The sequence below is a fragment of the Methanoculleus oceani genome (assembly GCF_023702065.1).
Taxonomy (GTDB): domain Archaea; phylum Halobacteriota; class Methanomicrobia; order Methanomicrobiales; family Methanoculleaceae; genus Methanoculleus; species Methanoculleus oceani.
Genome location: NZ_QFDM01000001.1, coordinates 38,210 through 58,284, shown reverse-complemented (window position 1 = coordinate 58,284; position 20,075 = coordinate 38,210). Strand labels below are relative to the sequence as shown.

Below are 20,075 nucleotides of genomic sequence, written 5' to 3'. Positions count from 1 at the left end.
TTACAGAGTGCGCGAATCATCTGAGGATAAGTCAGGGCAAATATTTAGTATCTCGTTTAAAAGGGCAGGTAAGGCAGTAGATGCCGCTTTTTTCGTTCTCAACTGGCAACTCCAGATTACTAATTGATGCCAGCCCAAAGCCTTTAGCTCTTCTTTGATGAGGCGGTCCCGTTTTTTGTTAGTTTCAATTTTGCTTTTCCAGTAATCTACTCTAGATTTTGGTAAGCGACCTAAAGAGCAGTTTTCATGGCCGTGCCAGAAGCAACCGTGGACGAAAATGGCTATCTTGCATCGAGGTATGACGATGTCCGGTTTGCCCGGTAAGTTTTCGGGATGAAGGCGATATCTAATGCCTTTCGACCAAAGATATCGACGTACTAGAAGTTCGGGGCCTGTATCTTTACTGTGGACGGCTGCCATGATGCGTCTGCGTTGCTCTGGACTTCGTGTATCCACCATTTGATTACAACCCCCTAGTATGTTAAATATCAAGAAACTTTTTCTCACCTTTCACTGGCTAGTGAGAATAATATTTTCAAATCTTAATACTCGCTCTAGAAATCAAACTTGCAGGGCATTTGTAGATATTTTGACTAAATAAACCGTGGCTAACAGGAGGGACATTAACCTGAAGATAACAAGCGTGAAGACGTTGCTGGCATACCATGAACCGGCGGTATTACAGTTGCCCTTTGGGGGCCATTTTCCGAAATACCCATAACCAAAATGTGAGGTGTTTTTGCTAGGTAGAGAGAACTGATCTCTATGGCTGAAAATAGAAAAGAGTGCCCGTTTTTGTTCATGGCGAACATGGCCCGGACTGTTGACCCCTGCCGTGGTGATCGCTGCGTCCTTTGGAACCCTGACAAACAGGCCTGTAAGCTGGTGCTTGCTCTGGACAAGATCAACGAAGCTTAGAGCCGGGCGACTACCGAAACATCAAAAAACAAAAATGCGAGTGGCAGGATTCGAACCTGCGAACTCCTTCGAGAATCGATCTTGAGTCGATCACCTTTGGCCTCTCGGTAACACTCGCGCCTGTACCTCTTGAACCTCTAAAGTAATGAGCTTGATGGCGGCCCGCCCCGCCGGGCAACCCGCCGCCGGGACGGAGCCCCTCGCCGGGCAGGTGCCGGGAACGGAAGACCCCCGCCGCCCCCGCACCCCACTCACATAAAATCCGCGAGCCCCAGCTGCTTCTCCGGGGGCTGGCCGAAGGTGGACTCGATCTGCATGAAGAGGACCTCCACCCGCTGCTTCGTGTACGCCGAGACCGCGTAGGTCTCGCAGATGTTGCGCGACATCTCCAGGTACTTCTTCACCGAGCCCTCGTGGACCGTGGGGATGACGTTGCCCCCGCAGCGGGTGCACTTCCCCGCAAGCGGCATCCGCCGGTACTTCGCGTTGCACTTCATGCACCGGACCTTCTGTTTGGAAAACGCGTTGAGGTTGCCCTGGAGGTCGCGGATGAAGTGGGTGTTCAAGACCCTTTCTGCGACGTCGTCCTCGTCCACCGCCCGGATCTTCTTTGCGAGGTCGAGTTCCGCCTCGAGTTTGTCGAGCATCGACCCGAGCTTCGTGTAGGTGGATTCAAGGGGCCCTGCCGAGATGCTGGCGGTCGGGTGGGTGAAGAGGAACCCCTCGCACTGTGCCGGGGTCCCGAGCCGCCGCTCCACCCGGTCGACGTATTTGTCGAGGTCTTTTGGGTGAGCATAGGCGAGGCAGCCGTTGTAGACCTCGAGGGGGTAGTGGTCGCAGACGTCGACGTTGAGGCTCTCCTTGTCGACCTCCGCCGGGTCGATCCGGGTGGTCAGGACCAGCGGCGCGTCCATCGTCCCGCCCCGGGTCTCGGGGAGGTAGGCCCGGGAGAAGTTGATCAGCCCGTCGAGGAGGAGCATCACGCAGTCCTCGTCGCCGTCGCACTGCCCGCAGTAGATGCCGTTCGCGACCAGGGTATGGTTATCGGCGACCGTCAGGCAGTAGACCCGGTCGTCGAGCGCCTGGACGGTCTCGCGGGAGACGACCTCGTCGCTGACGACGAGCCCGCCCTCCTCCGCCGGGACGCGGTCGCCGACCGCAACCTCGAGCGCCCGGATCTTTCGGAGGTAATCCGTGTCCCAGACCAGCATCGCGTGGTCGGGCGTGACCGTAAGAACCCTCCCCCGCCCTGTTACGAACCGGATCAGGTGCGCCGGGGCCCGGTGGACCGAGACGGAGGTGACCTTCTTCAGGCTCACCTTCCCCTGCGGATCGATGCTCCGGACGTAGAACGGCTGCTCCGGATCGGAGTAGAACGTCCCGACGTGGTCCAGCCCCGGTTTGCTGAGATCGAAATTCTCCGTCACGAACTGCCGGATCGGCACCGTTATCCACTGTCTGCCGTCGGAGACGGCGATCTCCGTGTCGCCGGAGAAACAGTTCCGCCGTTTCGCCGCGTGGAAGAACGGGTGGCCGTAACCGACCGCGGCCTTCGAGTAGCCGATCAGCCGGGCGAGGACCCCGGCGCTCGTGTGCGGCGCAAGCCCCATCAGGAGGTGGCCGACGAGATCGAGCGGTTTTTCGGCCCGGTAGAACGGTTCGAGCCCGTAGAACCGCACCAGCAGGTCGTCGACGAACTTCGCCACCCGGACCAGCCACTCGCCGCAGTCCTCCGAGACCAGGATGTCCTGGTGGCGGAGCTCCAGCACCTGGTCGGCCGAGACGAGTTCCCGGCCGTAGGTATCGTGGGTGTAGCCGAGTTCCCGGAGCCGCTCGATGGGGACGCCGACCTCGTCCGGCCGGAAATGGGTCAGGGGAAGGTCGATCATATCGTAGCGGGAGGTCCCGTCCTTGAAGACATAAAGGTTCTGCAGCGCCCGGAGGATCCCCTTCTCGATCGGCTCCACCGGCCGTTCGCGGGATATCAGCCCTTTGACGCCTTTGAGGAGTGCAACGGACGATTCACGCACCCCTAGGTTCTCCATCGCCGCCGAGTACTCGCTTTTCACGTTGATCGTGACCTTCTGGTGGCAGACCGTCTCCACGTTGCACCGGGGGCAGACGGCCTGCCCGACGTCCTTGCCGCACTTCGGGCACCGAAAGACCGGGACCGTATGCGTGCCGCACTCGCAGAGGTTCTTGTAGGTGAAGGCGCCGCAGGCGGGGCAGTGCCGCTCGCCGACCTCCACCTCGATCACCCCCCCGTCCGTGTTGGACCGGTGTTTCGAGGCGCAGGCCGCCTGGAACGACCGCCGCGAACCGCCGTCGTCGCCGATGGGAAAGAGCGAGTGGGGCGGCGGCCGCATCTCCCGCGGCTTCGACTTCCCCGGCCGCCCCATCCTCCCGCCGACCCGGGTGCCCGCCCGCGACCGCACCGTGAAGCCCGAGAGGTGCATGACGAGGTCGAGCGAACTCTCCATCGGGGCGTCCTGCCACGCCGGACGCTTTTCGAGCTGCAGCGTCAGGCCGAGGCAGGCGAGGAAGACCAGGTGCTCGGGGATCGCGATCCGGTCCCCTGAAAGGTGGTGGGGCACCAGGAGTTCCTCGAGGATCGCCTTCGTCTGGGGGGTGTTCTCGAGCATCAGCACCCCGTCCTCGACCCTGCCGCCGGTGCTGACCATATCCGCGAGAAGGGCGATATCGGCCGGGCCGACGTCGTCCCAGAAGTAGGTGTAGTCGGGGTGGAGGGGTGCGCCGTCGAGCGCGAACCCGATCGCCTCGAGTTCATTCTCCGGGTGCCGCGGCCCCCCTTCGAGCATCCACCACTCCTCGCAGTAACTCGGGGGCATCAGCGGGTGGTTGTTCTCCATGAACTCGCCGAAACTGATCAGGATCTCGCCGTCGTCCAGGATCTCGTCCACCTGTCCCGCGATCCGCCGGGCCTCCGCCGCATCGTCCACACGGCGCACCTCCCCGCTCCGGAGTTTGACCGTCGGCCCCTGGATCGAGTCCACCGGCACGATCCCCGCCGCCTTCCCCGGGCGCTCGACCTTCATCTGGGTCCCGACCGCGAGGAAGTCCCCGAGGATGTGCATCGTCGCCGGGTTTAAGCCCGCCGCCGCAAACCCGGTGTTCCGCGCCCGGCCGAGACGCAGCCGGAACCCGCCTTTGCGCATCGGGTACGAAAAGACCGGCCGCCCGCCGATCAGGTCCCGGATGTACTTGTCCTTGGGCTTGATCGCGGCGCCCGCATCGTCGTCGTCGCTCTTCGGGCCGCCGCCGATCATCTCCTCGATCCAGTCCCAGCCGGCCATCTTCATCTTCCGGACGTTTTTTAAGACCTTCGGGGCTTTGAGGGCCAGACCCTCCGCGACCACCAGCGCCATCCCGCCCCGGACGGTGTTCGTCTCCACCCGCTCCAGGTTCCGGTAGCCGCTCACCTCCTGCTGCTCGGTCGGCTCGCCGTCGATGCAGACGGGGCAGTTGGTGATGATCATCCGGAGTTCCTTCTCGCTCGGGAGGTACTGGAGGCTCATGATGTTGTTGTACTGCCGGATCTCCTCGATGTAGCGCTCCACCTCTTCGGGGCGGGGGACGTAGCGGCCGATCCCGAGCGCCTGCCGCACGTAGTCGCCCACCAGCACCGAGAGCGCCTGCGCCGTGCCGCCGGCGCTCCGGATGGGGCCCGCGTAGTAGATCTTTAGATAATCGGTCCCGTCGTCGTTCTTCCCGAGGCTGACCTTCGCGATCCCCTCCGTCGGGGCGGCCACGACGCCCTCCGTCAGGAGCGCCATCGCTCCCCGGATGGCGTGGTCGAGGATCTCCTCCTGCGTGGTCTCGCCGAACATTTTAGCTGCAAAATCGTCGCCGATACGGAGCGCCACCTCTTCCCGGGACATCTCCTGCTCGAGTTCCCGGAGCCTGGCCGCGATTCCCTTATAGCCCAGGAGCGCCTCCACGCGGTCGGCGAGGTCGCTTGCCACCGGGATCTCGATCTCCGTCCTCGGATCGAGTCCCCGGGTCCGTGCGGCAGCCGCCTGCTTCATCGCGGACTCGAGCCCGGCCATCAGTTCCTCGAAGTACCGGGCGGTAGCGGGTGAGACCTCCATGCATGAAGTATAGGCCCTTCACGCATTTAGAGGACTCGTTCCCGGGTCCGGGCCTCCGGTCCCGGCAGATCTCTTCGGGGGCAGAATCGTTAGAGAATCCCCGCGATCCGGATGATCTTCTCCCGGATCCCTTCCGGCGGAAGCATCTGGTCCACCCGCCCTGTCTCGAACGCGGCGCGGGGCATGGCGTGGATGGCGCAGGTCCGGAGGGCCTGCGCGAGGGTGGTGCCTCCGATCGACTTGATATGCCGGATCCCTTCGGCTCCGTCGCTCCCCATCCCCGAGAGGACCACTCCGACGAGACGGTCGCCGCGGTGCCGCTCGAGCGACGTCATGGCGACGTCGATCGAGGGCCTGACGTACTGGATCTTCTCGTCGTCGAAGAGACGGATGGTCCGGTTCCCGAGGAGTTTTAAGTGGACGTCGCTTGGGGCCACGTAGATCGTACCGTGCTCGACCGGTTCGCCGTCCTCCCCGATCTTGACCTCCATCAGGCAGGTCTTTGCAAGATGCGCGCAGAGCGAGTTGTTGATGTAGTGCGGCATATGCTGGACGATAACGATGGCGGCATCGACGAGCGGGAACTGTGAAAAGATCGTCTCGAGGGTTCGCGGGCCGCCGGTCGACGAACCGATGACCACGATGTTCCGGCCGTCCCGACCAGGTGCAGAGTTATCCATGCGCTCTCCCTTCATGCGAGATAATCGAGGTAGCCCTTCACGACGGCCACGATCTCGTCTGCTTCGAACGGTTTCGTGATGTAGTCGATGACGTGCTCCTTGAGCCCCTCCAGTTTCGCGTCGGGGATGTCCTTTGCGGTGAGCATCGCGACGACGTTCCCGTCCATCAGGTCCCGGGCGATCATCTCCTCTATCGTCTCCCATCCGTCCTTTCGGGGCATCATGATATCCATCAGTATGACGCCCCGGAATCCCTTCTCCAGTTCCGCGATGCACGCATCGCCGCTTTCCGCGGTGATGACGTCGATCCCCTCCGGTTCGAAGAGTTCCTCGATCACCTCAAGGATGAATACATCGTCATCGACGATCATAATCTGCCGGCACGGTAATTCTGCCATCTGGTCCCTCCCTGGCACCCACCAGGTTTTTCGTAGTTTTCTCTCGCCCGGATCGATTATAAATCTGCGGATTCTCCTCACGGGGCGTCTACCGCTTCCAGGGAGAATAAGATGGTCGATCCCATCCCCACTCCGTCGCTCTCGGCCCATATCCGGCCCCCGTGCCGCTCGACGATCCGCCTGCAGATCGCAAGGCCGAGGCCCGGCGATTCGAGGTCGTGCCGGGAGGAATCGGCCTTGTAGAACTCGAAGAACGCGCGTTCGAGCTGCTCGTGGGTCATGCCGATCCCGGTATCCCGGATCGCGACGATCACGACCCCCTGGTCGCGGCCGGCGTCGATGCTGATCGTCCCGGTCCCGTTCTGCATGTATTTGACGGCGTTGGCGATCAGGTTATCGAAGATCTCTCCGAGGAGGACCCTGTCGGCCCTGACGCTGATCTGGGCCGGGACGTGGTTCTCGAGGGTTATGGCTTTTGCTTTGAAGGAGACCGCGTAGTTCCTGAGGATGTTGTTCAGTTCTGTGCGTAGGTTCAGCGGTTCGAGGTCGAGTTCGATGTAGAGGGAGTTCATCCGGGCGAGCTGCAGGGTCTTCTGGACCAGGTCCTTCATGTAGGTGACGTTGTGGCCGGCGATCTCGAGGAGGCGCCGGAGCCTCGGATCCTGCTCCCGCTGGATGATCCTCGGCATCAGCGCGACCAGCGGCGTTAAGGGCGTCTTGAGGTCGTGCCCGAGCTGCGATATGAACTCGTCCTTCTGGGCGAGGAGTTTCTCCACGTCGGCGGTCCGCTCCCTGACCATTTCGTCGAGTTCCTGGTTGACGATGGAGAGCTGGCTTCGCAGCACCTCCAGTTCCCGGTTCTTTGTCTGGAGGTTCCCGGCAAACCCTTTGAGCGCCTCTTCCGCCTGCACCCGCTGGGTGATGTCGACCCCGAGCTGCAGCATCAGGGGCGACCCGTCCGTGTCGGTGAACGGGTAGGCGTGGACTTCGTAGGTCTTCCCGTTCGTGTGGTCCCACTCCCACCGCTGCGGGCTTCTGAGGGTAAAGACCAGCGTGCTGTGGCAGGGGTTGCAGGGCCTGCGGGAGCCGCGCTGCACCTCGTAGCAGGGTCTCTCGCCCGGGTCGCCGAAGGTCTCCCGGAAGGCCCTGTTGGCGAACCGGAAGGTATGGTCCTCCCCCTGCAGGGTGACGTAGGCGGGGAGCGTGTCCAGGACCGAGAGGAGGCGGCGGTGTTCGGCGTTCAGGGCCGCTTCCGCTTCTTTGTACCGGGTGATCTCCGAGACCCGGCAGGAGATGACGGCATCGTCGAAGCAGCGTCCCCAGAGAACGAGCCAGCGGATTCTGCCTTCCCGGTCGACGAACTGCGTCTCGAGGACCACGTTGCCCGCATCCGGTTTTGCCTGGGCGAAGAACCGTTCGCGGTCGTCGGCGAACGGCCAGATCCTGGAGATCGGCAGGTTCTCCAGGTCTTTCGTCGTGTAGTCCAGGAGCTCCGCGAAGTCCCGGTTCGCGTCCGCTATCGTCCCGTCCTCCTGCCTGAGAAGAAACGCACCTCCGGGAGCCCGTTCCATGGCTTCCCGGTGGTGGATCTGTTCCCGGGCCGAGTAGCCGACGGTCGAGGCGAGCGACGCAAGAGCTATCATGGCGACGAAGGGGAGGAGCGCGCCCGGCTCGGGGTATGCGCGCAGCACCGTGACGCCGATGTAGGCAAGCCCGAGCACGGTGGCGACGACGATCCCCCTCTCCCGGTAGAGGTAGCCGGCGATCGCGGCAGGAAGGAAAAGAAGGAACCAGAGGATAAGATTGGTGCCGGGGGGCTCCACAAGGAGCGCGGCAAGGACCGCAGTACCCGAAGTTCCTGCAACCAGGACCATCCGGGGTTTTAAGTAACGCCCCATCGGCAGGAGGTGGAGGGGGCTCTTTGTGATACGAGGTGCCATCAGACCCTATTGATCTGAAGGCTTCCCGATCATTTATTATTCGCGGATCGGCTGCCTGCCTCAAGTGCTTCGGTGAGCGGGCCGGCTCCCGGCTCTCCCATCTTCCAGAGGAGAAGCGCGGCGCGTTCCTGCGTCTTCGGGTCCGGGCTCTGCATCAGGCGGAGGAGCGGTTCGACCGCCGGCTCGCCGATCCTGCAGAGGGCCATCGCGGCGAACGGCTGGAGATCCGGGTCGGCTCTCTCGATGACGCCGATGAGGGGTTCGATGGCGGGTTCGCCAATCCCCGTCAGGGCCGCCGCGGCGTACCGGCGGAAGTCCCGGTCGTCCGCGGCACGCATCGCCGCGAGGAGGGGGGCGATTGCAGGCTCGCCGATCTGCACCAGCGCGCGGGCGGCATACCACCGGACGTCGTTCTCCTCGACCTGCATCGCGGCGATGAGCGGGTCGACTGCGGCCTCTCCGCTCGCCCCGAGCCCGGCGGTCGCCGCCCGGCGCACCGCGAGAGGGCCCCGCCGGAGATCGGCGATCAGTTCCTCGATCCGGGTGTCGTCAGTCATAGCGTTCAGGTGCTCCCTCGCTGGTGTTATGTCTTCCTGATGCTGCCGAGCGCCTCCCGTGCAGCCTCGCGCACCTCCTCCCGCTCGTCGTCGAGCGCCCGGATCAGGGCGTCGGTTGCCCGTTGTTCGCCGATCGCCCCGAGGGCCGCCGCCGCTCCACTGCGGATGCGCCAGTCGTCGCCGGCGCGGAGCGCCGCAGTGAGCGCCGCGACGGCAGGCCTTCCGACGAGACCGAGGGCTGCTATCGCCCCCCGCCGGAGCTCCTCGTCGTCCGTCCGGAACGCCTCGATGAGGGAGGGGAGAGCCGGCTCGCCGATATCCCCGAGCGCACCCGCGGCTCGCTGCCGCACGTCCCCGTCGGGGTCGCGGAGCGCACCGATGAGGGCCGTAGCGGCCTCCTCTCCCCCGATGCTCCCGAGCGCGAGGGCCGCCCCCCACCGGACCCGCTCGTTTCCGTCGTGGAGGCCGGCGATGAGTTCCTCCCGTGCGGCCTCGCCGATGGCCCCGAGCGCCAGGCCCGCCCTGCTCCGGACGTAGGTGTCCTCGTCGTTGAGCGCCCCCATCAGTGCCGGGATCGCCGCGGGATCGCCGATCTCCCCGAGAGCGACCGCGGCCATCCACCTGACATCGGCGTTCTCGCTATCGAGGCTCTCCGTGAGCGGCCCGACGGCCGGAGACCCCAGCTTCCCGAGCGCCTCCGTCGCCTTCCAGCGGACGCCGGTCTCAGGGTCGGCCAGGAGGGCGGCGAGCGGTTCGACCGCAGCGGGAACGCCCGCGTCACCCAGGCATCCGGCCGCCTGGTAGCGGGTATCCGGGTCCCGGCTCGATAACCGGGCGATCAGCCTCTTCGTATCCCGGTCGCATGCGGGTGCGCCGGGCTCGCCGATACGGAAGTGCAGGCCGTCGGCACGCCTGCCCGCGAGTTCGAAGAGGTACCCGAGGAGGTATGCCGCGACGACGAAGACCCCTGCACTTATGAGGATGTCCGGACCCGGGGGGCCGTAGAGGAAGTACTCGACGGCGATGTGGACCGCGGCGAGCAGAATCCCGACGGCGACCGCGCTTCTGCGGTACCAGAACGCGGCGAGGATGAGCACCAGGTAGAAGAAGTGGGTGTACGTGACCGTGTTGAAGAATAGGTCCAGCAGAACGGAGAGCACCGTGGCGAGAGCGATTATCGCAAGCCTGCCCCATTCCCGTGCGTCCCCCGGCAGACCTGCAGGATTCATCTCAAAGATTGGGTGCGGGCCGCATCCATAAAGAGTTTATGCGGCCCCGCTCCCGTCTCACCGCTCTGCAGCCGCAGCCTCCACCTTCCTGCCGCCGGTCTCCTTGAGTTTCGCAAGCGACGCCTCGATAAACGCGGGGATGTCGTCCGGTTGCCGGCTCGAGACCAGGTTGCCGTCGATCACCACCTCCCGGTCGATGTACTCCGCACCGGCGTTCCTGATGTCCTGGGCGACGGACTTCCAGCCGGTCACCTTCCGGCCGCGGAGCACCTGCGCGGTGATCAGGAGCTGGGGCGCGTGGCATATGGCGAGGACCGGTTTGCCGCTCTCGACGAAGCGACGCACGAACTCGACGGGTGCATCGTGGGCCCGGAGCTTGTCGGGCGAGTAACCGCCCGGTATGAAGAGCGCGTCGAAGTCGTCCGCCGATACGTCCGATGCGGCCCGGTCGATCTTGACCGGCGTCTGCTCCTTCTTCCCATGCACGGTCTCCCCCGCGGAGAGGCCGACGTGGACGAGGTCGTGGCCGGCCTCCCTGAACGCCTCCGCGGGCCTGGTGTACTCGACATCCTCGAACATATCCGTAATCAGGACTGCTATTCTGCTCATCGTCATTCCTCCCCGGGCCGGACTTCCGACCCGGCCCTGATCGGTTCGGCCGGATATAATGGTATCGGGGCCGGGAACGGTGGGCGTCCGGCGATCCGTCCGACCGCCCCGGCCGCCGTTGCGGCTTTTTCGCGGACAGATGGATGCGATCTCTATACCTTTTTATAGCCCTGCGCAAAACCGGGAACATATGCCCGTGCCGACTGGAGAATCCGGCAGAAACACCGCCTGCGGGAGGGAGGCCTCTGGCTGACTGGTACACCCTCTCCGCGGAAGAAGTCCGCCGGGAACTCGGCACCGGCCCGGCAGGCTTGAGCCCGGGAGAAGCGGATGAGCGGCTGCAGCGCTACGGGAAAAACGTCCTCCGCGAAGAGGCCCGGGAGACCCGTCTCCAGGTCTTCCTCCGGCAGTTCAAGAGCGTCCTGATCGTCATCCTGGTCATTGCCGCCGCGATCTCGTTCCTCGTCGGCGAACCCGTCGACGCCGCCGCAATCCTCATCATCGTCGTCTTGAATGCCCTGCTCGGGTTCTCCCAGGAGTGGCAGGCCGGCGAGGCGATCGAGGCGCTCAAAAAGATGCTCGTCCAGCGTGCCGTGGTCGTCCGCGGCGGGGAACGACAGGAGATCGATGCTGCGGGGCTCGTGCCGGGGGATCTCGTCGCTCTCGAGATGGGAGAACGGGTGCCCGCCGACCTCTTCATCGTCGAGGCGACGTCGCTCGAAGTGGACGAGGCGCCTCTGACAGGCGAGTCGTCACCCGTCGATAAGGCGCCGGATTCGCTCCCTGCCGGGACCACCCTTGCCGAGCGGAGCAACATGGCTTTTGCGGGCACGACGGTGGTCAACGGGCGGGGACGGGGCGTGGTCGTCGCTACCGGGATGACGACGGAGTTCGGGATGATCGCCGGGCTCTCGCAGCGGGTCGAGGACGAAGCGACGCCCCTTGCCCGGCAGATGGACCGTCTCGGCCGCGACCTCGGGCTGATCGCCCTCGGCATCGCGGTGCTCGCGGTCGCCGTCGGGCTTCTGCAGCAGCGGGAGCTTCTCGAGATGTTCCTCGTCGGCGTCTCGCTCGCGGTGGCGGTGATCCCGGAGGGTCTCCCGGCGGTCGTGACGCTGACGCTCGCCATCGGCATCAAGAACATGATGCGGAGGAACTGCCTGATCCGCCACCTCCCGGCGTCGGAGACCCTCGGCGCGGTCTCGGTGATCTGCACCGACAAGACCGGGACGCTCACCCGGAACGAGATGGCGGTCGTCCGGGTGAAGACGCCCGGCGCCGAAGTCGCGGTGACCGGGACCGGGTATGCTCCGGACGGCGAGTTCCTCGTGGGGGAGAACCCCATCGACCCGCTCGCGGACCCCGGGCTCCAGCAGTTCCTCCACACCGTCCTCCTCTGCAACCACGCAACCCTCAAGCTCGAAGAGGGAGGGTGGCGGATCCTCGGCACGCCGACCGAGGGGGCGCTCGTGGTCGCGGCGGCGAAAGCCGGCCTCTCCCGCGAGGATGCCCCGGAGGCGGCGAAGGAGTTCTCGTTCAACTCCACCCGGAAGCGGATGACGATCGTCTACCCCGGAGAGGGGGATTTTGTCGCCCATGTGAAGGGAGCGCCGGAGGTGCTTCTCGCCCGCTCGTCCCGGCTGCTCCGGGGGGACTCGGTCGTGCCGCTCACCGACGACCTCCGTGACGCACTCCTCGCGGAGATCGCCGGGTACGCGTCCGGCGGGCTCCGGGTGCTCGGGGCGGCATACCGCCCGCTCCCGGAGGGTCTCGAGTGGACCGAGGAGACGGTGGAGGAGGACCTGATCTTTCTCGGGTTTGCCGGGATCGTCGATCCCCCGCGGCCCGAAGCGGCGGAGGCGATCCGGCTCTGTCGGAGCGCCGGGATCGACGTGATCATGATCACGGGGGACAACCCGCTGACCGCCTACGCCATCGCCCGGGATCTCGGGCTCTCGAGCGAGGGAGCGCTGACCGGGGCCGATCTCGAGGCACTGACCGACGATGAGCTCGCCAGCCGTCTCCGGACCACGAAAGTCCTCTCCCGGGTCACGGCGGAGCACAAACTCCGGGTGATCGATATCCTTGCCCGGGAGCGTGCGGTCATCGCCATGACCGGCGACGGCGTCAACGACGCTCCGGCACTGAAGAAGGCGAGCATCGGGATAGCCATGGGCATCAAGGGGACGGACGTCGCCAAGGAGTCGAGCGACATGGTGCTCGTGGACGACAACTTCGCGAGCATCGTCGCCGGCGTCGAGGAAGGGAGGCGGGAGTACGACAACATCGCCCGGTTCACCCGCTACCTCCTCTCCTCCAACATCGGGGAACTCGTCGCGATCGTCGGCGCGCTCCTCCTCGGCCTGCCGCTGATCCTCATCCCCGTCCAGATCCTCTGGATCAACCTGGTCACCGACGGCCTCACCGCCCTCGCACTCGGTCTCGAACCCGCCGAGCAAGACGTCATGCAGAGGCGGCCGCGAGACCCGGGGGAGTCCATCCTCACCCGGAACGCCTACCTCGTCGTCCTCATCCTCGGGGTCTGGCTCGGTCTCCTGACCATCTACGTCTTCTCGGGCCTCTACCAGGTCGACCTCGACCGGGCGCGGACGATGGCGTTTACCGGTCTCATCATCTTCGAGCTCTACAACGTGCTGAACTTCAGGTCGTTCCGGTTCCCGCTCCACCGGATCGGGTTCTTCTCGAACCCCGCCCTGATCTTCGCGATCCTCGGGAGCCTCGCCCTCCAGGCGCTGGTGGTCTACGTCCCGATCCTGCAGACCTTCCTCGGGACCGCACCCCTGACCCCTGCCGACTGGGGGCTGCTCGCCCTGCTCGGCCTCCCGGTGCTGATCGCCGGGGAGGTCTACAAGGCGGTCATGTTGCGTGCGACGGTTCGCTAGAACCGGAGCTTGAGCACCAAGGATAAACCCCCGCGGCGGGGTGAACCGGAGGGTCCCCGTCCCTCCTCCCGCTCCTGAGCGCCCGGCGCGTCTTTCCATCGCCGCCCCTCTCGCCCCCGGACGTTTCAGCGCCGGAAGCATCGGGAATCACCGGCCTGGCAGACTGTGTGGACCGGCATGATTATGGGCGTGCCGTGCACACCAGAATTCTACGGTTCATTCTTTTCGGGGAGTTCTATGTCTACCTTTCAGTCTCTCATGACGTGTTCTGCCGCATCGAGCCCCAACCGTCGCCGGGGTGGGGTGGCGTGATCGTCGGCCCGGAACTGATCGCCATCGTGGTCTTCCTCTTCACCTACGCGCTCATCATCGACGAACGGATCCACCGCGCGGTGGTGGCGATGCTCGGCGCCTCGGTCGTCGTCTTCCTCCACATCGTCCCGTGGGAGAAGATCCCGGAGTACATCGACCTCGGCACCATCTTCCTCCTGATGGGGATGATGATCATCGTCAACACCGCCCGCGGCAGCGGCCTCTTCGAGTTCATCGCCATCAAGACGGCGAAACTGGCAAAAGGGAGCCCGATGCGGGTGCTCCTCCTCTTCTCGCTCGTGACCGGCATCGCCAGCGCGTTCCTGGACAACGTCACGACGGTCCTCCTCATCACCCCGATGCTGCTCTACGTCGCAAGCGTCATGAAGACCAGCCCCATGCCCTTCCTCATCGCCGAGATCTTCGCCTCGAACATCGGCGGGGCGGCGACGCTCATCGGCGACCCGCCGAACATCATGATCGGTTCGGCCGCCGGCCTGACGTTCAACGAGTTCATCGTCAACATGGCGCCGATGATGGTCATCAACATGGTCGTCGTCCTGGGGCTGCTCGTCCTCATCTACAGAAAGGAGCTCCACGTCTCGCCCGGCGAGCAGGAAGGGATCGAGAGGACGTTTGCGGGCTTAAAGGAGCAGGAGGCGATCCGCGACCGATCCCTCTTCAAGAAGTCGGTCGTCGTCATCGCACTCGTCATCGGGATGTTCTTCGTCCACGATCAGCTCGGCCTCGAGCCCGCCCTCGTCGCCCTGATCGGCGCATCGATCCTCCTCTTCTGGAGCAGGCAGTCCCCGGAGGAGATCTTTGAGAAGATCGAGTGGCCGGCCCTCTTCTTCTTCGGCGGGCTCTTCGTCGTCGTCGGTGCCCTCGTCGAGACCGGGGTCATCGCGAGCGTCGCCGGGTTCGTGGTCGAGAACGTCCACTCGGAGGGCGAGGCCATACTGATCATCGCCTGGTTCGCCGCAATCGCTTCAGCAATCGTCGATAACATCCCCCTCACCGCCACCCTGATCCCCCTGATCCAGGGTATGAGCGGGTCAATGGATATCTACCCGCTCTGGTGGGCGCTCTCGCTCGGTGCCTGCCTCGGCGGGAACGGCACGGTCATCGGGGCGTCGGCAAACGTCGTCGTCCTCGGGATCGCCGCACGAAACGGCTTTTCCATATCGTTTGTGGAGTTCCTGAAGGTCGGAATGCTTGTGCTCTTCGTCACGGTGGCCATTGGGACGGCGTTCCTCTGGCTCAACTTCGTCGTCCTGTGAGCCGGTGTTACCGGGTCGGCGGGGTTTTGGGCTCCCGGGCCGCCTCGACCTCCCGAAGCCGGCCGACCACCCACCTGTACGCGGTCGCGGCCGCCTCCCTGACCGAGGCGCTCGGGTCCTCGTTTCGCATCCTCTCAAGCGGTTCTGTTGCCTTCGGGTCAGCGAGCGTCCCGAGGGAGAGGGCCGCCTGCGATCGTACGAACTCGTCCTCATCGGCGAGGGCCCGGATCAGCCCGTCGACGTCCCGGTCGTCACGCATGGCATCGATATCGTCCAGTGTCGCCATAGCAACCTCCTCTGATCGTCTTTCGCGTAGACGTCCCGGCGGTATATATGCCTTGCCGGGTGGACCGGAGGTGACGCCGTACCGCGGGGAGGAGACGTTCAGGACCCCGCCCGGCTACGTATCGAGAAGCCAGCCCTCCACGACCTTCTTCTCCGCGAGCCTCCCCGCCACCCGGGAGTGCGCGAGCGATGCGGCCCGCCGGACGCCCGCGTCCGGGTCCGAGAACTTCAGCCGCTCCAGCGGTTCGAGGGCCCGTTCGTCTCCGACGGTGCCGAGGGCTTCGGCCGCGGTCTGCCGCACGATCTCTGCCGGGTCTGAAAGCGCCCCGACCAGCCCGTCGATGTTCCGCTTCCGCCGCATGGTGTCGATATCCTTCTCTCTCATTCAAGACCTTCCTGACAGGTCATTGCGGCGTAACTATGGGGTATCGTCTAATGAACGTTGCGGAGAGCGACGGACGGAACGTCCGGAGCTCGAGAAAACGCGAAGCGTTTTCGAGGGCGATGTTCGGCCTTTCAGGCCGAACGGAGTTCAAGCACCATATAAAAGAGTTTGACAGGGATGGCGGGCCGCAGCCCCCCCTTCACGACGTCGCGATCTCGACGCACTCCTTCCTCGTCCCGATCCGGGCGAGCGCCCCGCACATCCCCGGGACGTAGGCGAGGGCTTTCCCCGAGTCCACCATGATCGACTTGAACTCGTCCATCCGGGGCGAGACGACCATGCAGGTGTCCGGGATCACCCGTGCGCCGCTGTGCTCGATGGCGCCCACCAGGTCGGGGTTGCTCCGCGCGACCCCCCGGGCGGCGAAGATGTAGAAGGGTTTCGTCGTCGTCTTTCCCTTGAGGAGATCCGCGAGTTCGCGGAGTTCGTCTGCGGAGCAGTGCGGGCACCCGACCGCGACCGCCTCGACCTCGGTCTCCGCAAAGAGGGCTTCGACCTCGTCCTGTGTCACCGTCACCCGGTCGAGGCCGCCGGTATCGAACTCAAAGACCCGGGCCTCCGGGGTGATCTTATCGACGTGGAAGAGGGCGACGGCGCCGGTCGCCGCCATCGCGGCGCCGAGGGCCTTGAGGTGGTCGCGACCCGGCCGGATACCGGAAAAGATCGGGATCCGGTTCCCCACCTTCTTCCCGGCGATGTGGCCGATGGCGCCCCAGTGGTCGGACCGCGGACCCGTGCCGCTCTCGACCTCGACGACGACCTGCGGCCGCCGGTTGGCGACGATGTGGAGGCCGTAATACGGTGTCTTCCCGACGATCGCCGCCGCAAGGGCGCTCGGCCCGCCCTCCCTGTTCGTCCGGGCGCCGAGGACCGAGTTTGCGTAGGCGACCGCCGAGGACTCCGACCAGGCCAGGTGCTCCCCGTACTCCGTGATGCGGAGGTAGTAGGGCGTGCAGGTGCACTCGAGCCGGATCCCGAGCCTCCGGTAGGCCTCGACGACCTCCGTCTGGTGGTGGGCGAACTCCTCGTGGATCCCGAACTCCCGCCACTCCTCCTGCGGCATCCCGATGGGGTTTAAGACCGTCGGGACCGCCACCCGGGCGTTGAGGCTCTGCAGCCAGGCAAGCCCCCACCTCCCGATGGTCTTATAGGACGCACCGCTCACCTGGGCGCTCGCAATCGGGACGAGCCTCTCGGCGTCGTAGACTCCCCCGAGCGCGACCAGGATCTCCATCATCTTCTGGCGTGTCTCGCCGAACTCGCCGGCGAGCACCCTTTCGTCATCGTTATCGAGATACATCTACGGCCACTCCGCTCTCCTGAATTCGTCTTCCCGCCCCATGACCATCGTGGCGTCGACCCCGACCTTCACGTTCGTCCCGTCGGAGAGGCGCGTCGGGTCGAGCGACGAGCCCCGCACCCCGGTGACGACCATGATGTCGGTATCGCCCCGGACCCTTGTGGCGATCGCGTACTCGACGTCGTGGGGGTCGTGGATATCGATGTCCTCGTCCACCACCACGACGTGCTTTAAGGACGTATGGGCGGCAAACGCCGCCATGATGGCGTTCTTCGCGTCTCCTTCGGTGTTCTTCCTGATCTGGACCACCGCGTGGAGGTAGCCGGCGCCCCCTTTTGTGAGGAGGACGTCTCTCACCGTCGTCACCTCGCCGACCGCGCGGTAGATCTTCGGCTCGTAGGGCGCTCCCATCAGGAGTTTGTGCTCGTCGCCGGCAGGGAGGATGCCGTGGAAGATGGGGTCCTCCTTGCAGTACATCCGGGTGAACTCGATCACGTGCTGCTGCCGCACGGGGTCGTAGGTCCCGGTGATATCGACGAACGGCCCTTCCGCCGCTTTTTCGGCCCCGATATATCCCTCGAGCACGATCTCAGCGTCGGGAACCCGGACGCCGTTCGCACACTCTCTGACGGGGAGTTCTCCGCCCATCAGCTCCGCCGCGTAGGCGAGTTCCTTTCCTTCCGGGACACGGGTGCAGGCGGCAAACGTCACGAGCGGATGGGTCCCGACGGTGACGGCGATCGGGAGTCTCTCCCCCCGGGCGAGCGCTGCCTTGAGCAGGGTGTGGGTGTGCCTCCCCTCCACCAGGCGGGCGACGACCCTTCGATCGTCGAGGACCATCATCCGGTGGATGGAGGCGTTCTCGACGCCGTCGTAGCGCGCAAAAACGATCCCGGACGTGAGGTACCGCCCGGCATCCCCGGGGAAGTGCTTCATGACCGGGAGGCGGGAGAGATCGGGCTTGACGCCGCCTTCGCAACGGCCCGCGTCCACCACGCGGCCGCCGTAGGTCATGGCGGCGAGGTGCGGGACAAGCTCCCGCTCCTCCACGCCGAGCGCCGCTGCAAGCGCTCCCCGGTCGGAAAGAAGGTTCATCACTCCACGGTGGCCGTCGAGGTCGTGGAAGAAGAGGATCTTATCGGTCCGGCTCCCCATGCGTGGAGCCTCGTACACGGTCGAGCAGGGGCGCTCGATATCCTCGACCCTGCCCCGCTCCCTCATCATCGCTATGAAATCACGCATCGTATCCGCTCCATCGGGATCCAAGACGGTGCTTGACTCCCATGTGGTCGAGCACCCGGGCCACCACCATATCGACCAGGTCGTCGATGGTCTCCGGGTGCTGGTAGAAAGGAGGGCTTGCGACCATCACGGTCGCGCCGGCCTCGTCGGCCGCAAGCATGTTCTTTATGTGAATCCGGGAGAGCGGCATCTCCCGGAGGAGGAGGAGGAGGGGCCGCCTCTCCTTGAGGCAGACGTCCGCCGCCCGGGTGATCAGGTTGTCCGCGAACCCGTTGCTGACCGCCGCAAGCGTCTTCATGCTGCAGGGCACGATCGCCATCCCGTCGTAGCAGAACGACCCGCTCGCGATATCGGCCGCGAGGTTGCTGTTCTCGGCGTATATGGCGTCGAACCCGGTAAGGTCCACCCGCTCGATCCCGGCTATCTGCCGGGCGGTATCGGAGATGACGATATGCACCGTTGCCTGATCGCAGAGCACCTCGAGCAGGCGGCGGGCGTAGACGACCCCGCTTGCCCCGGTGACTCCGACGACGAATTCCTTCTTCATGTGCTCCTCAGATGTTATGCAATTATGAGTTTATCCTGTTTTGTCGCCCGCTTCACCCGGAGCACCTCTGTTCCCGCCTGCTCCACCCTGTTCCGGTGCTCTTTCGTGGTGTAGATGCCGAGGCGCCACTGTTGCCGCCGGGTGTCATTTAAGGTGTTGATGAGGGGGGAGACCTCCTCGATATCCATCATCGCGTGGCTGTTCCTGACCCGGACCTCCATCGAGAGGGCGCCGGGGAGCCGGGGGATGTCCACGAGGACGCAGTCCTCCGGAACCCCCGCGGTCTGTGCGATGGCGATGGCGAGGTCCCGTTCCCGGGCGGCCCCGATGTCCTGCTGGAGGGCGGCGGCGTTCACCCGGTCTTCGCCGATGTAGAGCGCCCGCTTGTAGAGGTCCCGGGCGTAGACCCGGCGGGCGAGGTCGCGGGTGATTTCGCAGGAAGAGTGCTTCAGCCGCTCCATGCAGGCGGCGTCGTCCATCCGCATCAGTTCGCGGGCGTCCGCACCCGGGACGTTCTGCACCTCCTCGCGGAGGGCATGGACGAACATGCTCGTCGCGATCCGGCTCACGTGATGGAAGTAGACCGCCGGGCGCATCAGGGTCCGGGCGATGAGGAGCGACTCGGCGGCGTTGATCCCGCCTTCGTGCAGCGCGATGCCGGACTCGGCGAAGATCGTGCACCGGATCAGCCGGTGGGCGTCGACCGTCCCGTAGGGCACGCCGGTGTAGTGGGCGTCCCGCATCAGGTAGTCCATCCGGTCGACGTCCAGGCTGCCGTGGATGATGCTCGCGAGGCGGTGCTTCCCCGCGACGACGGCGCAGACCTCGGCGGGATCGATCCCCTCCGCTTCGAGGATCCCGGCGATCGTCCCCTCGCAGACCAGATGATCGATCTGGTGGTGGCATCTCCCCGTGAACTCCTCCATCACCGGTTCGGTGACGTGGGAGAATGGGCCGTGGCCGATGTCGTGGAGGAGGGCGGCCGTGGTGACGAGTTCGGTCTCGTCCTCGTCGAGCCCGAGCTCGCCCGACATGAGGCCTGCGAGGTGCATCGTCCCGAGCGAGTGCTCGAAGCGTGTATGGTTTGCCCCGGGGTAGACGAGGTTTGCAAACCCGAGCTGGGTGACGTGGCGGAGCCGCTGGACGACCTCCGAGTCCAGCAGCCGGAGCGCGAGCGCATCCGCCTCGACGTAGCCGTGCACCGGATCTTTGATGATCTTCATCGGTTCTGTTAAGATTCTTGGGAGATGAGTGATAAAGGTATTTGAAGGCGCGCGGGGTGGAGAGGGGTTTTCTTTCGGCGGGAGCGCGGTGTGGGTGT

Annotated in this window: 16 protein-coding genes and 1 tRNA gene; 2 read left to right on the top strand and 15 right to left on the bottom strand. The window is 64.9% G+C overall.

From position 1 onward, the window contains the following. The 9 genes from DIC75_RS12310 to DIC75_RS00230 form a co-directional block, all read right to left on the bottom strand. Nucleotides 1–459: a very short patch repair endonuclease gene (locus DIC75_RS12310; protein WP_352151344.1), complete on the bottom strand. Its 459-nt coding sequence runs from the start codon at nt 457–459 to the stop codon at nt 1–3. A 494-nt stretch (nt 460–953) separates the two neighbouring features. Further along, nucleotides 954–1,036, bottom strand: a tRNA-Leu gene (locus DIC75_RS00265). A gap of 133 nt (nt 1,037–1,169) precedes the next feature. Beyond that, nucleotides 1,170–5,027 (bottom strand): DNA-directed DNA polymerase II large subunit, encoded by a 3,858-nt coding sequence (locus tag DIC75_RS00260; RefSeq protein ID WP_250986014.1) that lies wholly within the window; start codon nt 5,025–5,027, stop codon nt 1,170–1,172. A gap of 89 nt (nt 5,028–5,116) precedes the next feature. Then, nucleotides 5,117–5,707, bottom strand: a complete 591-nt coding sequence (locus DIC75_RS00255; RefSeq protein ID WP_250986013.1) for a CheB methylesterase domain-containing protein — start codon at nt 5,705–5,707, stop codon at nt 5,117–5,119. A gap of 11 nt (nt 5,708–5,718) precedes the next feature. Continuing rightward, nucleotides 5,719–6,105: a response regulator gene (locus DIC75_RS00250; RefSeq protein ID WP_250986012.1), complete on the bottom strand. Its 387-nt coding sequence runs from the start codon at nt 6,103–6,105 to the stop codon at nt 5,719–5,721. Between the two features lie 77 nt (nt 6,106–6,182). Then, nucleotides 6,183–8,045 (bottom strand): ATP-binding protein, encoded by a 1,863-nt coding sequence (locus DIC75_RS00245; protein ID WP_250986011.1) that lies wholly within the window; start codon nt 8,043–8,045, stop codon nt 6,183–6,185. 29 nt (nt 8,046–8,074) lie between these two features. Beyond that, the gene (locus DIC75_RS00240) at nt 8,075–8,602 is read right to left on the bottom strand and encodes a HEAT repeat domain-containing protein (RefSeq protein WP_250986010.1); all 528 of its coding nucleotides are present in this window, start codon (nt 8,600–8,602) and stop codon (nt 8,075–8,077) included. A 26-nt stretch (nt 8,603–8,628) separates the two neighbouring features. After that, nucleotides 8,629–9,831: a HEAT repeat domain-containing protein gene (locus tag DIC75_RS00235; RefSeq protein ID WP_250986009.1), complete on the bottom strand. Its 1,203-nt coding sequence runs from the start codon at nt 9,829–9,831 to the stop codon at nt 8,629–8,631. Between the two features lie 57 nt (nt 9,832–9,888). Beyond that, nucleotides 9,889–10,440, bottom strand: coding sequence for a type 1 glutamine amidotransferase domain-containing protein (locus tag DIC75_RS00230; RefSeq protein ID WP_250986008.1), 552 nt, complete (start codon nt 10,438–10,440; stop codon nt 9,889–9,891). Nucleotides 10,441–10,583: 143 nt separating this feature from the next. Here DIC75_RS00230 and DIC75_RS00225 point away from each other — a divergent pair, with 143 nt between their 5' ends. Continuing rightward, a complete protein-coding gene (locus DIC75_RS00225) occupies nt 10,584–13,343 on the top strand; it encodes a cation-translocating P-type ATPase (protein ID WP_250986007.1) in 2,760 nt (919 codons plus the stop codon). Between the two features lie 311 nt (nt 13,344–13,654). After that, complete coding sequence (locus tag DIC75_RS00220; RefSeq protein ID WP_250986928.1) at nt 13,655–14,935, top strand: ArsB/NhaD family transporter; 1,281 nt, start codon at nt 13,655–13,657, stop codon at nt 14,933–14,935. 7 nt (nt 14,936–14,942) lie between these two features. Here the strand turns inward: DIC75_RS00220 and DIC75_RS00215 are convergent, their stop codons facing one another. The 6 genes from DIC75_RS00215 to DIC75_RS00190 form a co-directional block, all read right to left on the bottom strand. Continuing rightward, the gene (locus DIC75_RS00215; protein WP_352151541.1) at nt 14,943–15,266 is read right to left on the bottom strand and encodes a HEAT repeat domain-containing protein; all 324 of its coding nucleotides are present in this window, start codon (nt 15,264–15,266) and stop codon (nt 14,943–14,945) included. Between the two features lie 69 nt (nt 15,267–15,335). After that, a complete protein-coding gene (locus DIC75_RS00210; protein ID WP_250986005.1) occupies nt 15,336–15,605 on the bottom strand; it encodes a HEAT repeat domain-containing protein in 270 nt (89 codons plus the stop codon). A gap of 199 nt (nt 15,606–15,804) precedes the next feature. Then, nucleotides 15,805–16,965 (bottom strand): aconitase X, encoded by a 1,161-nt coding sequence (locus DIC75_RS00205; protein ID WP_250986004.1) that lies wholly within the window; start codon nt 16,963–16,965, stop codon nt 15,805–15,807. Next, nucleotides 16,966–18,207, bottom strand: coding sequence for a UbiD family decarboxylase (locus DIC75_RS00200; protein ID WP_250986003.1), 1,242 nt, complete (start codon nt 18,205–18,207; stop codon nt 16,966–16,968). After that, on the bottom strand, nt 18,200–18,754 hold the full coding sequence (locus DIC75_RS00195; protein WP_250986002.1) for a UbiX family flavin prenyltransferase: 555 nt from the start codon (nt 18,752–18,754) through the stop codon (nt 18,200–18,202). The genes DIC75_RS00200 and DIC75_RS00195 overlap by 8 nt, the downstream gene beginning before the upstream one ends. Before the next feature lie 14 nt (nt 18,755–18,768). Beyond that, nucleotides 18,769–19,977 (bottom strand): HD domain-containing protein, encoded by a 1,209-nt coding sequence (locus tag DIC75_RS00190; RefSeq protein ID WP_250986001.1) that lies wholly within the window; start codon nt 19,975–19,977, stop codon nt 18,769–18,771. Nucleotides 19,978–20,075 lie beyond the last annotated feature (98 nt).